This window comes from Streptomyces sp. CBMA152, assembly GCF_014596475.1.
Lineage (GTDB): Bacteria > Actinomycetota > Actinomycetes > Streptomycetales > Streptomycetaceae > Streptomyces.
In genome coordinates this window covers 35,855-48,188 of the sequence record NZ_MECJ01000009.1, presented here as the reverse complement: position 1 = coordinate 48,188, position 12,334 = coordinate 35,855, and the positions used below count along the sequence as shown (strand labels likewise).

Here is a 12,334-nt window from a genome sequence, read left to right as displayed (position 1 = left end):
CGAGCTGCCGGGCGACTACAGAGAGCCAGGTACCTGTGTACCTGGCTGCAGCCGATCCCGGTGCCCCGAGACGACGTTGGAGTGCTCAGCTGCCTGCGGTTACGGCTTTGAGTTCGGTGAGTGCCTCCCGGACGAAGGCCGACAGGTCCCGGCGGCCGGTCGAGGCGGTCCAGCGTTCGAAGGCGACCTTGAAGACGGCGATGCCGGTCTCGGCGGCGAGGCTCGCGGCGGGCTCTTTGACGCCGCGTTGGCGCAGAGCGTCGGCCATGGTCGCGGCCAGGGACGCGAGCTTGACCAACTCGCGCTCCCGTAGCTCCGCGTTGGCGGTGATCACGGCCTGGCGCTGTCGGGCGAACGCGTGACGGTCGCGGAACTCGGCGGCGACGGTCTCCAGGGTCGTACCGACCGCGTCCATGGCTGTCGTGGATCGGGGAAGGTCGGCCAGGGTGGTGGCGAAGAGCTCCTGGAGCGTGCCCGATCCCCCGAACAGGACTTCGCGCTTGTCGGCGTAGTGCCGGAAGAACGTGCGCTCCGTCAGCCCCGCGCGCTCGGCGATCTCGACCACGGTGGTCTGCTCGAAACCCCGCTCGGCGTAGAGCTCCAGGGCGGCCGTTTCCAGCCGTCCGCGTGCGTTTGGCTGCCATCGACCCATGTTCCGCATCCTATGCGATGACAGCCGCTGTCATCCAGCGTTACCGTCAGTGACTGACATCGATAGTGCGTCGCTGCCGATCGCCGTGTCGGCAGTCACCTCGACCAGCAGGTCTCCTCTCAGGCGCATCTTCGTCGCCGGTGCGTCCGGATGGATCGGTTCCGCGGTCGTTCCCGAGCTCATCGCCGCAGATCATCACGTGTCGCCGACGGGCCACCGAGCGATTCCACGCTGTCCGCGCGGTCGGCTGCGCCGTTGTCGTCGTACGTGTTGTCGATGTTCTCCTCGACCCAGGTGCGCAGCAGGTTCAGTGGGACTGCGGCGCTCTTGCCGAGGGCGGTGAGGGAGTACTCGACGTGCAGAGGCACGACCGGGTAGATGGTGCGGTCGAGCAGGCCGAAGTCCTCCAAGCGGCGCAGGGTCTGGGTCAGCACCTTGGGGCTGACGCCCTGGAGCCGGCGCTGGAGTGCGCCGAACCGCTGCGGGCCCTCCTCCAGGGCGCCGATGGCGAGGGCGGACCACTTGTTGGCCAGCAGGTCGAGCAGGGCGCGACATGGGCACTGCGCGGCGTAGACGTCGTGGTGTGCATGCTGGCCACTCGGGCAGCTGGTCGACATGTATGTGCTCCTCACCTGGATGCTTCCCCAAGGGAAGTAGTTCCCCTTGCGGGTAACTACGCCTGCGGGCCTAGCGTCATTCCCGCCAGCGCGGAGGCCGGGGCCCACGGGTATCGAACGGCCTTCCGCACCATGCGATTTCAGGGGAAGAGCCATGTCCACGGAGAAGACGAAGACGATGCGCGCGGTGGTCCAGGACGCTTTCGGCGGCGCCGAGGTGTTGCGCGTCCAGGAGGTGCCCCAGCCGCAGCCGCTGCCCACGGAGGTGCTGGTGCGCGTGCACGCCGCCGGTGTGAACCCGGTGGACTGGAAGACCCGGTCGGGTACCGGCATGGCCGGTGTGCTCGGGGAGCCGCCTTTCGTGCTCGGCTGGGATGTCTCCGGTGTCGTCGAGGCGGTCGGCTTCGGAGTCACCACCCTGAAGGTCGGCGACGAGGTCTACGGGATGCCGTGGTTCCCCCGCGCCGCCGGCGGCTACGCGGAGTATGTCGCCGCGCCTGCCCGGCAGTTCGCCCGCAAGCCGGTGACGGTCGATCACGAGCACGCCGCCGCGGTCCCGCTCGCGGCCCTCACCGCCTGGCAGGCACTGATGGACACCGCCGGCCTCCGGGCCGGGCAACGCGTCCTGGTCCACGCCGCCGCCGGTGGCGTCGGCCACTTCGCGGTCCAGTTCGCCCGTCACCTCGGCGCCCACGTCGTCGCCACGGCCAGCTCCGCTCGGCACGCGTGGCTCAAGGAGCTGGGCGCCGACGAGGTGATCGACTACACCTCCGTCCGATTCGAGGACGTCGTCCGGGACATCGACGTCGTCATCGATCTCGTCGGTGACGCCCACGACAAGACCAGCCTCCGCTCCCTGGAAGTCCTGCGGCCCGGCGGGCTGCTGGTCGCCATCCCGGCCGGTGTCTCCCCGGAACTGGCCGACGCCGCGGCGGCACGCGGGGTGCGGGTCAGTCCGTTTCTCGTGGAGCCGGACGGCCCGGCGCTCACGCGCATCGCCGGGCTCGTCGACGCCGGCAAGGTCGCGATCGAGGTCGAGGAGGTCTTCCCGCTGGAACGGGCCGCTCACGCCCACATGCGCGGCGAACATGGCCGCACCCGCGGCAAGCTCGTCCTGCGCACCGCGGCCACGGCCTGATCTCCCACGCCGAGAGGAGTGCGCGCATGTTCTACGAGATCCGCCGATACCAGAGCAGGCCCGGCCGCCGCGCGGAGTGGATCCGCTACATGGAAGACGTGGTCATCCCCTTCCAGAGCGCCGCGGGCATGACGGTCACCGCGTCCTTCGCCGACGACCAGGACGAGGACGGCTACCTCTGGGTCCGGCGCTTCGAGGACGAGGCCCAGCGGAAGGCGCTGTACGCGGCCGTCTACGAGACCGACCGCTGGAAGAACGAGATCGGCCCGGTGGTCTACGGCCTGCTACCGGAAAAGTCCGTCGTCACCCGCGTCACACCCACACCCGCCTCACCACTGCAGTAGCAGAAAAGGAATCCCCCCATGAACACTGGCACGAGCACCGATAGCGTCCCCGCCAGATCCCTGGCGGCCCCCTCCATCACACGGTCCGCGGCGGGCGCGCTGATCACGGCCGTCCACGCGGCTGCCGACCGGATCGGATTCGAGGCAGCTGTCGCCGTCACCGACGTCGGCGGGCATCTGAAGGCGTTCGACCGCGCCGACGAGGCACCCTTCCTGACCGCTGAGGTGGCCGTCGACAAAGCCTGGACCGCCGCGTCCTTCCGCATCTCCACCCACGCGTGGAACGCGTATCTGACCGACCGGCAGGTCGCTCCGTTGGCCAACCGCCCGCGCCTGACGGCGGTCGGCGGCGGCTACCCGATCATCGAGAACGGCCGGTGCGTCGGGGGCCTGGGTATATCCGGCGGCACCTACGAGCAGGACCAGCAGGCCGCCGAGGAGGCGCTGTCCGCCCTCGGCTTCGACCTGCCCTGACCGACGGCGACTGCCAGATGCCTCGGCTGGATTGCCGTGATGATCGGTCGGCCGGTGGTGTGAACAGTTCATGGACGGCGTCCGTGGCCAGGTCGCGCAGAGGTGTGGGTGCGGTCGTCGTCGTGGCGCCGGTATCAGAGCACATACAACGGGATGGTGGGCATCCGGCCCGGCAATGGCCTTGTGATCTGGGCGAGTTGACCAGAGACATGGCAACTGCGCTACCCGCAGGGCACCCGTTCACCTGCGACGTCCTGCTCGACTGCGACGTTGTCGTATGTGGCGAGGCGGGTGATGACTTCGCATGGGACACCTGGGCTACCGGGGCCTCCCGTCTCACCACCGATGCCGTCACGGCAGCCCAGTGAGACCGCACCCTCTCGGGGTGGTGCAAGGCCCCGGCGCGGTGGTGCCAGCCCCCCGCCCGGTTCCGGGGGTGCGCACCATCGCGGTCGGCCATACGTGCGAGGAGCCTGATGGATGGCGGACGGCGTTCGGTGCAACCGCATCCACATCCCCGCCCACCGCGAACCCTGCCCAGCCGGCACTCCACATGATCAGCAACAAGGGACACAAGCTGGCTTTCTACGTCACACCTGGCCGCCTCCCCGCCATCGTGTTGGACGCCGGTGGGGGACTGGATGCCTCGTAGTGGAACAAGGTCGCGCCGAGCCTCGCCAAGGGCACCGGTTCCGAGGTCATTACCTACGACCGCTCCGGAGGAGGTCGGAGCGATGACGTCCCCGGCCCCTGGAAGGCGCAGTACGCCGCCGCCGACCTCGCCGCCGGACTGACTCAGCTGGGAATCACCAAGGACGTAGTCCTGGTCTCCCACTCCCTCGCCGGAGAGATCGCGACCGCCTTCGTGCAGCAGCATCCGCAGGCGACAGCCGGCGTGGTACTGGTCGATGCCAACCTCCCGCCGTTCTTCAGCGACAGCGAAACCGCCAGGCTCGTCGCCGCGAACGCACCACAGATCGCCTCGCTCAAGCAAGCACCGCAGACCTGCGCCACCCGCCAACTCCTCGCGGAAGCCGAGGACTACGGGCCCGTGCACCGCGCCTACCACGCGCTGTCCTGGCCCCAGAACATCCCGGCCACCGCGATCGTGTCCGCCCAGACCCCGTTCCCGACGCTCACGGACGCGCGGCTATGGCGGCAGGCCCAGCAGGAGTTCGTGGCCGCCGCCCCCAACCGCCGCCTCCTCGCGGCCGAGCGCAGCTCGCACGACGTACCCGTCGACCGTCCGGACGTGGTCATCAGCGCCGTGCAGGACATGGTGAACCAAGTCCGGTAGGCGGAAGGGGACCGTCGTGTGCGGGACGGTCCCATTCCGCTGCGATATAGCCGCGCTCGCCGTACAGCTCCAGCGCCGCTTCCGTCAGGCGCCGTGTGCGTTCGACTCCCATCTGCCCAGGGGGGCACATCCTGTGTGATGACAGCACCTGACATCAGGTGTACTGTCGATGACAGGCACTGACATCGTCTGTTGGAGGTTCCCTCATGCGTATCTTCGTGACCGGCGCGTCCGGTTGGATCGGTTCCGCTGTCGTCCCCGAGCTCATCGGCGCGGGACACCAGGTCGTCGGGCTCGCCCGCTCCGACGCCTCCGCCGCCGCCCTGACGGCGGCGGGGGCCGAAACCGTCCGCGGCACCATCGACGACCTGGACGTCCTGGCGGAGGCGGCCGCCGCCTCGGACGGCGTGATCCACCTCGCCTTCAAACACGACATCGCCTTCACCGGCGACTTCCAGGGCGCTGCCGAGGCCGACCGCCGCGCGGTCGACGCCTTCGGTGCCGTGCTCGCAGGAACCGGTCGCCCCTTCGTCCTCGCGTCCGGCGTCGCGGGCCTCCAGCCGGGACGTCTCGCCACCGAACGGGACATGCCGGCGGTCGACGGCTCGCCGATCTCACTCCGGGCGACCACCGCGCAGGCAGCATTGGACCTGGCCTCGCGCGGCGTGCGCGTGTCGGTCGTGCGGCTCGCGCCGACCTGCCACGGCGACGGGGACAACGGGTTCATGGCGAACCTGGTCGCCACGGCCCGTACCAAGGGCGTCTCGGGCTACATCGGTGACGGCGCCAATCGCTGGCCCGCCACCCACCGCCTGGACGCCGCACGGCTCTTCCGCCTGGCTTTGGAGCAGGCCCCCGCCGGGTCGATACTGCACGGTGTCGCCGAGGAGGGCGTGGCCATCCGCGATGTCGCCGAGGTCATAGGCCGCCACCTCGACGTGCCGGTGACCTCCATATCCCGCGACGCCGCAGCTGAACACTTCGGCTGGCTGAGCGGCTTCCTCAGCATCGACACCCCTGTGTCCGCCACCTTGACCCGTGAACTCCTCGGCTGGCAGCCGGCCCATCCCGGCCTCCTCGAAGACCTCGACAAGGGCCACTACTTCCACACTCCCACCTCCTGACCAGCCACGGCGGCACCAGACGCACGGTCCCGGGAGGAGCTTCGCGCCTCAAGACCGCGGAACGAGAGGTGCGGGCCACGGGCCCGGAGCAAGAGCGCGGACGTAGTCGTCCGTGGCGAGTGAGCCGTGGAGGAGCTCGGGGGGAACCTCCAGCAGGTCGGTGAGGGAGTCGGCGTGTTCGGTGAGGCGTCGGCAGATCTCGTCGGTGCGCCCGGGAAGGGCGAGGACCTCGTGCGGGGAGAGGAGTTCATGGGCGAGGTACCAGTCGGCGTGGGCGGCCGTCCTTTCCAGGCAGTGCAGTTCGTACAGATCGTGCAGCACGGATGCCGGTGCGACCGGAGCACACCATTCTTCCCAGAGTGCTTCGGCTGTCGTCCGCGCCGCGTGTGCCTCGGCGAGCGAGTGCGCCAGATCGGTGTGGTTGTTCCATGTCGCGAAGCCGAAGGGACCTGGAACGGTGGCAACGTCCGTGGCGAGCGCCGTCAGTTGGGTGTGCAGGAGGCGTTCCCGGGTGCGGAACAGCGCGAGCCAGCCGCTCGTCCCCGGCTTGTCGCGGGGCGGGAGGTAGTCGGGTCCGGTGACCATTGTCCAGGCCGCGTCCAGCAGGATCAGCCGGTTGTCGCCACCGGCCGAGCGGAAGGCCATGGTCAGGGCCTGGTAGTCCATGAGGCGGTTCTCGGAGAAGAAGCCGAGTGCGCCGCATGCCGCGCGGCAGCGGGTCACCGCGTCGTCTGCCAGCGTGTCGGTGGTGACCTTGCTCAGCGCCAGTGTGCGCATGGTGTCGGCGGACGGTCCACGTCCGTTGCCGCCGCCGGGCGAGAGGCGCCAGGGCGATCGCCACGCTCGCCCGTGCCGCTGCGGCCAGACCCACCGTGACCGCGCCCCAGGCGAAGCGGCTCATGCTCACGCTGCGCCGGGAGCGCGCGTCCGCATCCCGAAGCGGGTCGTGGTAGTCGCCCTGGTCGGAGAGGGAGGCCCCGTCGCTGGGCCAGCGCTCGTACGGCACCCGTACGTCGTCGAAGCGCACGGCGGCGTAGTCCAGGGGCAGCAGGGCGGTTTGGGGGCGCGGGGCGATCGTGACACAGGGGCAGGGGCAGGGGCCGTCCTGGTCGCGCAGGGCGACGAGGAACAGCGCGGTGCCCCGGTCCGTCCCGTCGGCCAGGAGGCGCGCACTGACCACCGCCAGCCTCGGTACGCCGTCCAGGCCCACGCTCGCCGGGAACTTCGTCGCCTCGGGTACCGGAGTGCGCAGGACGAACTCGCGGGTCGGCGGGTCGTACTCGGCCTCGGTGCGGATGGCCGAACTGCTGTTGCCGTGGCCCAGTTCGTTCATGAGCGCGGCCCCGATCCACCGTCCCGAGCTGAGATCCGCGACGTCCTGTTCGGCCGCGCCGTAGTCGAGGGCGGGTCCGGCCGTCATGCAGTGGTGGCCGAGGCATACGCGGACGGCACCGTCCGCTACCGCAACGAGGCCAACCATCTGTGCCTGCTGGCCCCGGACGCTGACCACGGAGTGGTCACCCTCTACAAGTGCGAGGACATCCCGGCCGAGCGCTGGAGCGTGGTCAACCCCTGAACCCCTGCATCGCATCGGGCCGCCCGGACCTCACACCATCGGCCCAGACGGCCCGACTTCCCAGGCGGATCGACCGGCGAGGCTGCCTCGTTTCGACACGCTCTGTCGGCAGACCCGAGCCGGATCGGCGCCGCCGCGTACAACCCGGCCCGGAGCAATCTGGCGGTGGCCGGCAGTCACACCGCGGCCAAGTCTCATCGCGTCCACGGCACCAGACCGAGGAATAGGCCGGTCACTCGGCGTCCACCGCAAAAAGGACCCGGTCCCTGTGAGGGGGAGTGCCGGCTCACACGTCAGGTCCTGGGCTCAGTCTCCTCGCCTGCTGTCGCCTTCGGTTCAGCGCCTGGCTACGGCGTTTTCGGTGGGTGGTTCGGCTGGGTGGTCTCCAGGCGGTAGCCGTGGCCCCGGAGGGTGGTGATCTGTGGGAGCGTGCTCGGGGAGGGCGATTGGGCGGCTGCCTCGGTGAGGCGGCGTCGCAGCGTGGCCATGGTGACGTCGAGGGTCTTGGTGGGGCCGAACCAGTTCTCGTCCCAGACTTCGGCCATCAGGGTTTCCCGGGGGACGGCCGATCCCGCGTGTCGGGCGAGGGCGGCGAGGAGCTCGAACTCCTTGGGGCGCAGCAACACTTCGCGGTCGTGGAGTGTGCAGCGTCGGGCTGCGGTGTCGAGGAGAAGGTCACCGAGGCGGATCGGCTCCTCCTCGGGTGAGGCGGGGATACGGCGTCGCAGATGGGCGCGGAGCCGGGCGAGCAGGACGGTCAGGCTGAAGGGTTTGACCAGGTAGTCGTCGGCGCCGGCATCAAGTCCGGCGATGACGTCGATCTCGTCGGTACGGGCGGTGAGGATGACGATGAGCAGGTCGGGGAAGCGGGCGCGGAGCCGGCGTGCCACGTCCAGGCCGTCCATGTCAGGCAGGCCCAGGTCCAGGAGGACGGCTTCGTAGCGGGCGCGTTCGGATTCGGTGAGCGCACCTGCGCCGGTGCGGCTCCAGGTCGGCAGGTAGTTGTTGCTGCGGAGCCCGGTGTCGAGGTGGCGGCCGATGGTGGCATCGTCCTCGACGACGAGAACGCGGACGTGGGTCGGGGCGGCGGGCAGGCGCATGGTGTGCAGGGTAGGCGGTGGCCGGGTCACAGGTCGCGGAGCTCTTCGACGGCGGGTCGCCCGGAGTGGCGGACGGCGTTGAGGCCGGCGGCGATGACCGCCACGACGGCGGCCAGTGCGGTGAGCGCGAGGTAGGCGCCGGGGACGGCGATGGTGGCGGGTGGTGGGTCGAACACTCCGGTGAGTACCTTGACCAGCATCTCGGACAGCGCCCAGCCGATCAGTGCGCCTCCGGCGAGGCCGCCTGCGGCGATCAGAAGTGCCTCGGTGAGGACCATGCCGCGCAGTTGGCGTGGTTTGGCACCGAGCACGGCGGCGATGGCGAAGGTGCGGCGCCGTTCGGCAAGACCCAGGGCGAGCACGATCCCGCCGGCCCCGGCGGACAGGATCACCGCGAAGGCCAGCTCGATTCTGGTGAGTCCGGACAGGTCGACCGAAGTGAGGCTGGAGCCCACCTGGTTGCGGGTCTGGGTGAGGTCGGTGACGGTGGCGGTGGTGCCGAGCAGGTTGTGGACGCGGGCGGCGACGGCCTGCTGCTGCGTCCCGCCGGTGTCCAGGAGGAACGCGCCGACGGCGTCACTGCCGGTGGCCTGGGCGATGTAGGAGGCGTTGGCGACGAAGAAGCTGTCCTTGGGTGCGGTGGGGAACTCCTTGACGATGCCCGCGTAGTGGAACGGCACGGTGCGCAGGGCCTTGGTGCGGCTGTCCTGGACCTTGAGGTTGATGGTGTCGCCTGGGGAAAGCTGGAAGTCGGCGACGGTTTCGGCGCTGACCAGCAGTGAATCGGGGTGCTGGGCGAGACGGTTCATTAGGGTGCGGGCGCTGCCGCCGGAGAAGTAGGCGTCCTGGAGAGAGGTCGCGCCGGTGAGGGTGTCGGGGCGTACGCCGTACAGGTCCTGGAGGTCGCTTCCGATGTAGGCGAACCGGTGCTGGACCGGTTCCACGTGGCGCACCCCGGGCACGGTGAGCGAGGTGGCGGCGCTCGGTGGTATCCGGGCTCCGGGGGGTTCGGTCACGGTGACGTCGGCACCGTTGGTCAACTGGGCGTCGGCCTCGGCCTGTTGCCGGTAGGTGGCGTTGAAGGTGGCGGTGGACAGCGCGAAGGACACGGCGAGCGCGAGCAGGACGATCGAGCGTGCCACAGTGCGTCGGCGGCGGGACAGAGTGGCGGCGGTGGTCGCGGACAGGGTCCCGGTCAGCGGCCGGGACAGAGTGGCCAGCAGGGGGCGGCCGTGGGTGAGGCCAAGGAGGCACAGCCGCCACAGGAGCAGGGCGGCGCCTGTCCAGAGCAGGGCGGGCCCCAGGAAGGCCCAGTACGACACGGAGATGCTCGCCACCCCTTCCGGGGCGAGGACGAGGGCGTACTGGTTGCCCGAGGAGGCGCGGAAGACGAGCCAGGAGGCGATCAGCAGGGCGAAGTCGAGACCGATGCGGCGCCACCATGCCGAGGCGGACCTGCGGGCCGGCCTGCGGGTGTCCGCGACGGTGACGGCATGGAGATCCCGCAGAGCAGGGGCGAGTACGGCCGCCATGGCCACCGCGACACCCAGGGCAAGGGACAGCCCGAACCAGGTGGCCGCCGCACCCGTACCGGCTCCGAACGATGCCGTGCCGAAGGCGATCCGCCCCGCCAGCGCCGCGACGCCGAGTCCGAGCAGCGCGCCCGTGATACCGGTCAGGCCCGCTTCGAAGCCGGCCAGCGCGGCGATCTGGCGGGGCCGCAGCCCCCGCAGGCGCAGCAAGCTCTGTTCCTGGCGGCGCCGTTCACTGCCTGCGGCGGCAACCGCGGCGGTCAGCGCGGCGGCGAGGATGGCCCCCGGCAGGCCGAGGAAGAGGAAGAGGAGCTGCGCGTACAGGGCGTCCTGACGGGCGGCGTCCAGGGCCGCACCGAGGTTGTCGCCGACCGTCGCGCCGCCGGAGGTGCGGGCCTCCAGATTGTGGGCGGCCCTGGTCACTGCGGTGAACGCGGCGGCCGGGTCGGCCGGCAGGCGGCCGTCTCGTGCCACATGGATCTGGGTGGTGACGGCGGCTGCGGGGCTTGGAGCGGGGGATGCGGTGAGTGCGGCGAAGAGCGTGGCAGGCAGCAGGATGACGTTGTCGGGTGGCGCGGGCGGTTGGGACTGGCTCGGCGCGCCGACCTTCTGGAACAGCGAATCGGCCTGCGGCAGATCGATGACGCTGTCGACGCGTACGGGACGGGTGCTGCCGCCGGGCAGGGTGATGTCGATGGTGTCGCCGGGAGCGGCGTGGAGGTTGGAGGCGGTCTGCTGCGCCAGGAGAACCCCGGAGGTCTGGCCCGTCAAGGGGCGGATCGTGTGGGGAAACAGCGTGCGGTACTGGTCGGGGAGACCAAGGACCATGCCGGGACCGGTGGTCTGTGTGGTCCCGGCGACGGTCGCCGCGAAGGCCGCACTGTGGGCGAAGCCGACGGGAAGGGCGGCCCGCACTCCCGGTGTGCTGCGCACGATCGTCAGGATCGCCTGGGGATCGGCCCCGTTCTGCACCTCGACCTGCCAGTCCACCGCCACTGACTGGGCCGCGCGCTGCGTCATGGTCGCTTTGGACGCGGTCAGGAACGAGCCCAGCGCGGCGATGAGGGAGACGGCCAGCGCGATGCCGGCGATCGTTGCCAGCAGCCGCCCGGTCCGGTGGCGGGCGAGTCCGCCGACCCATGCGGCGATCATGATGTCTCCTCGGCGGGGAGCAGCCGCCCGTTGTGCATGGGACGCTGCTCGGCCAATCGCGCGGCTATGGACGGATCGTGGGTGGTGACGACCAGGGCGGCGCCGATCCGGTCCGCGACGGCCAGCAGCGCATCCAGCACGCGCTGGCCGGTGGCGTGGTCGAGTTGTCCGGTGGGTTCGTCGGCGAGGATGACGCGTGGGGCCTGGGCCAGCACACGGGCGACGGCGACCCGTTGCCCCTGCCCGCCGGAGAGCTCCTCCGGGAGCCGGTCGGCCAGTTCGGCGGCGTCGACCAGAGCCAGCGCCGCCTCGGCGCTTTGCCGGGCGCGGTCGTTGCGTATCCCGGCGAGGACGAGCGGAAGTGCGGTGTTCTCGGCGACGTCCAGGGACGGGATCAGGCTGTTGCCCTGGAAGACGAGGCCGATGTCGTGAGGACCGGTCGATGCCGGCCAGGAGACGGTGCCGCTGGTGGGCCGCTCCAGTCCGGCCAGCAGATGCAGGAAGGTGGATTTTCCCGACCCCGAGGGCCCGGTGACCGCGAGGCGCGCGCCGGCTCGGATCTGGCAGGACGAGCCGTGCACCGCCACGACGGCGCGTGGTCCGCGGCCGAAGGTCCGGGCCACGTCCCGGCAGTCGATCAGCAGGTCAGTGGCCGTCATCGTGGACCCTCCCGTCGGCCATCGTGATCACCCGGTCGGCGACCTGGACGGCCTCGGCGCTGTGCGTGACGATCAGAACCCCGCACCCGTCATCGGCTCGGCTGCGCAGCAGTTCCAGCACCAGCCGCTCGCTGCCGCCGTCGAGTTCACCCGTCGGCTCGTCGGCGAGCAGCACACCGGGGGAGTTGGCCAAGGCGACGGCCAGTCCCGCCCGGGCGAGCTCCCCGCCGGACAGCTGCCGGGGCAGCGCCCGCGCCCGCCCGGCCAGACCGACCTGTTCCAGCAGGTCCTTTACCGTCACGGCGGGCGAGCCGCGGACGGCGCTGCGGGCGAGCCGCACGTTGTCCGTCACGCTGAGATGGGCCACCAGGTTGTTGGACTGAAGCAGGACACCGATGCCCCGCGCCCGCAGCCTCGCCCGTTCGGCCTCCGGCCGGTGGCTGATCCGTACGCCGTCGACACGGACGTCGCCTCCCGACGGCTCGTCGAGGCCGGCCAGACACCCCAGCAGGGTGGACTTGCCGGCCCCTGACGGGCCGACGACCGCGACGGTCTCGCCACGCCGGACGCACAGCGAGACACCCCGCAACGCCTGCGTCTCCTCCTCACCGGCCCGGAAGAACCGGTAGAGCTCCCGGGCCTGCAGGGCCATGACCGTGGTGCTCATGG

The 12,334-nt window shown here is 70.6% G+C and carries 12 protein-coding genes and 2 pseudogenes; 7 read left to right on the top strand and 7 right to left on the bottom strand.

Annotated features, from left to right (window positions below):
* Positions 1-85: 85 nt before the first annotated feature.
* A complete protein-coding gene (locus BG418_RS08290; RefSeq protein ID WP_188273077.1) occupies positions 86-652 on the bottom strand; it encodes a TetR family transcriptional regulator in 567 nt (188 codons plus the stop codon).
* Between BG418_RS08290 and BG418_RS41115 the strand changes: the two are divergent.
* A pseudogene (locus tag BG418_RS41115) lies at positions 651-854 on the top strand (hypothetical protein); the annotation flags it as partial. The gene BG418_RS08290 and the pseudogene BG418_RS41115 overlap by 2 nt on opposite strands.
* On the opposite strand, the gene BG418_RS08285 reads toward BG418_RS41115, so the two are convergent.
* Positions 832-1,269, bottom strand: a complete 438-nt coding sequence (locus BG418_RS08285) for a helix-turn-helix domain-containing protein (RefSeq protein ID WP_188273076.1) — start codon at positions 1,267-1,269, stop codon at positions 832-834. The pseudogene BG418_RS41115 and the gene BG418_RS08285 overlap by 23 nt on opposite strands.
* A 154-nt stretch (positions 1,270-1,423) precedes the next feature.
* Between BG418_RS08285 and BG418_RS08280 the strand changes: the two genes are divergently transcribed.
* The 5 genes and pseudogenes from BG418_RS08280 to BG418_RS08260 all read left to right on the top strand — a co-directional run bounded on the left by BG418_RS08280 (position 1,424) and on the right by BG418_RS08260 (position 5,646).
* On the top strand, positions 1,424-2,407 hold the full coding sequence (locus tag BG418_RS08280) for an NADP-dependent oxidoreductase (protein ID WP_223184540.1): 984 nt from the start codon (positions 1,424-1,426) through the stop codon (positions 2,405-2,407).
* Positions 2,408-2,433: 26 nt separating this feature from the next.
* Positions 2,434-2,751 (top strand): NIPSNAP family protein, encoded by a 318-nt coding sequence (locus BG418_RS08275; RefSeq protein WP_188273075.1) that lies wholly within the window; start codon positions 2,434-2,436, stop codon positions 2,749-2,751.
* An 18-nt stretch (positions 2,752-2,769) separates the two neighbouring features.
* Entirely contained in the window at positions 2,770-3,225 is a 456-nt protein-coding gene (locus tag BG418_RS08270) for a heme-binding protein (protein WP_188273074.1), read from the top strand.
* A gap of 664 nt (positions 3,226-3,889) precedes the next feature.
* Positions 3,890-4,522: pseudogene (locus tag BG418_RS08265) on the top strand (alpha/beta fold hydrolase); the annotation flags it as partial.
* Between the two features lie 206 nt (positions 4,523-4,728).
* Positions 4,729-5,646 (top strand): SDR family oxidoreductase, encoded by a 918-nt coding sequence (locus tag BG418_RS08260; protein ID WP_188273073.1) that lies wholly within the window; start codon positions 4,729-4,731, stop codon positions 5,644-5,646.
* A 48-nt stretch (positions 5,647-5,694) separates the two neighbouring features.
* On the opposite strand, the gene BG418_RS08255 is transcribed toward BG418_RS08260, so the two are convergent.
* Positions 5,695-6,423 carry an acyl-CoA dehydrogenase gene (locus tag BG418_RS08255; RefSeq protein ID WP_188273072.1) on the bottom strand — a complete coding sequence of 243 codons (729 nt, stop codon included), beginning with the start codon at positions 6,421-6,423 and terminating at the stop codon, positions 5,695-5,697.
* A 538-nt stretch (positions 6,424-6,961) separates the two neighbouring features.
* Here BG418_RS08255 and BG418_RS08250 point away from each other — a divergent pair.
* Entirely contained in the window at positions 6,962-7,222 is a 261-nt protein-coding gene (locus tag BG418_RS08250) for a hypothetical protein (RefSeq protein WP_188273268.1), read from the top strand.
* 347 nt (positions 7,223-7,569) lie between these two features.
* Here BG418_RS08250 and BG418_RS08245 read toward each other — a convergent pair whose 3' ends face one another.
* The 4 genes from BG418_RS08245 to BG418_RS08230 are packed head-to-tail and all read right to left on the bottom strand — an operon-like array spanning position 7,570 to position 12,332.
* Positions 7,570-8,322, bottom strand: coding sequence for a response regulator transcription factor (locus BG418_RS08245; RefSeq protein ID WP_188273071.1), 753 nt, complete (start codon positions 8,320-8,322; stop codon positions 7,570-7,572).
* Positions 8,323-8,348: 26 nt separating this feature from the next.
* Positions 8,349-11,006: an FtsX-like permease family protein gene (locus tag BG418_RS08240; RefSeq protein ID WP_188273070.1), complete on the bottom strand. Its 2,658-nt coding sequence runs from the start codon at positions 11,004-11,006 to the stop codon at positions 8,349-8,351.
* Entirely contained in the window at positions 11,003-11,665 is a 663-nt protein-coding gene (locus tag BG418_RS08235) for an ABC transporter ATP-binding protein (RefSeq protein ID WP_188273069.1), read from the bottom strand. Before BG418_RS08235 ends, BG418_RS08240 begins: the two co-directional genes overlap by 4 nt.
* On the bottom strand, positions 11,652-12,332 hold the full coding sequence (locus tag BG418_RS08230) for an ABC transporter ATP-binding protein (RefSeq protein ID WP_188273068.1): 681 nt from the start codon (positions 12,330-12,332) through the stop codon (positions 11,652-11,654). Before BG418_RS08230 ends, BG418_RS08235 begins: the two co-directional genes overlap by 14 nt.
* Positions 12,333-12,334 lie beyond the last annotated feature (2 nt).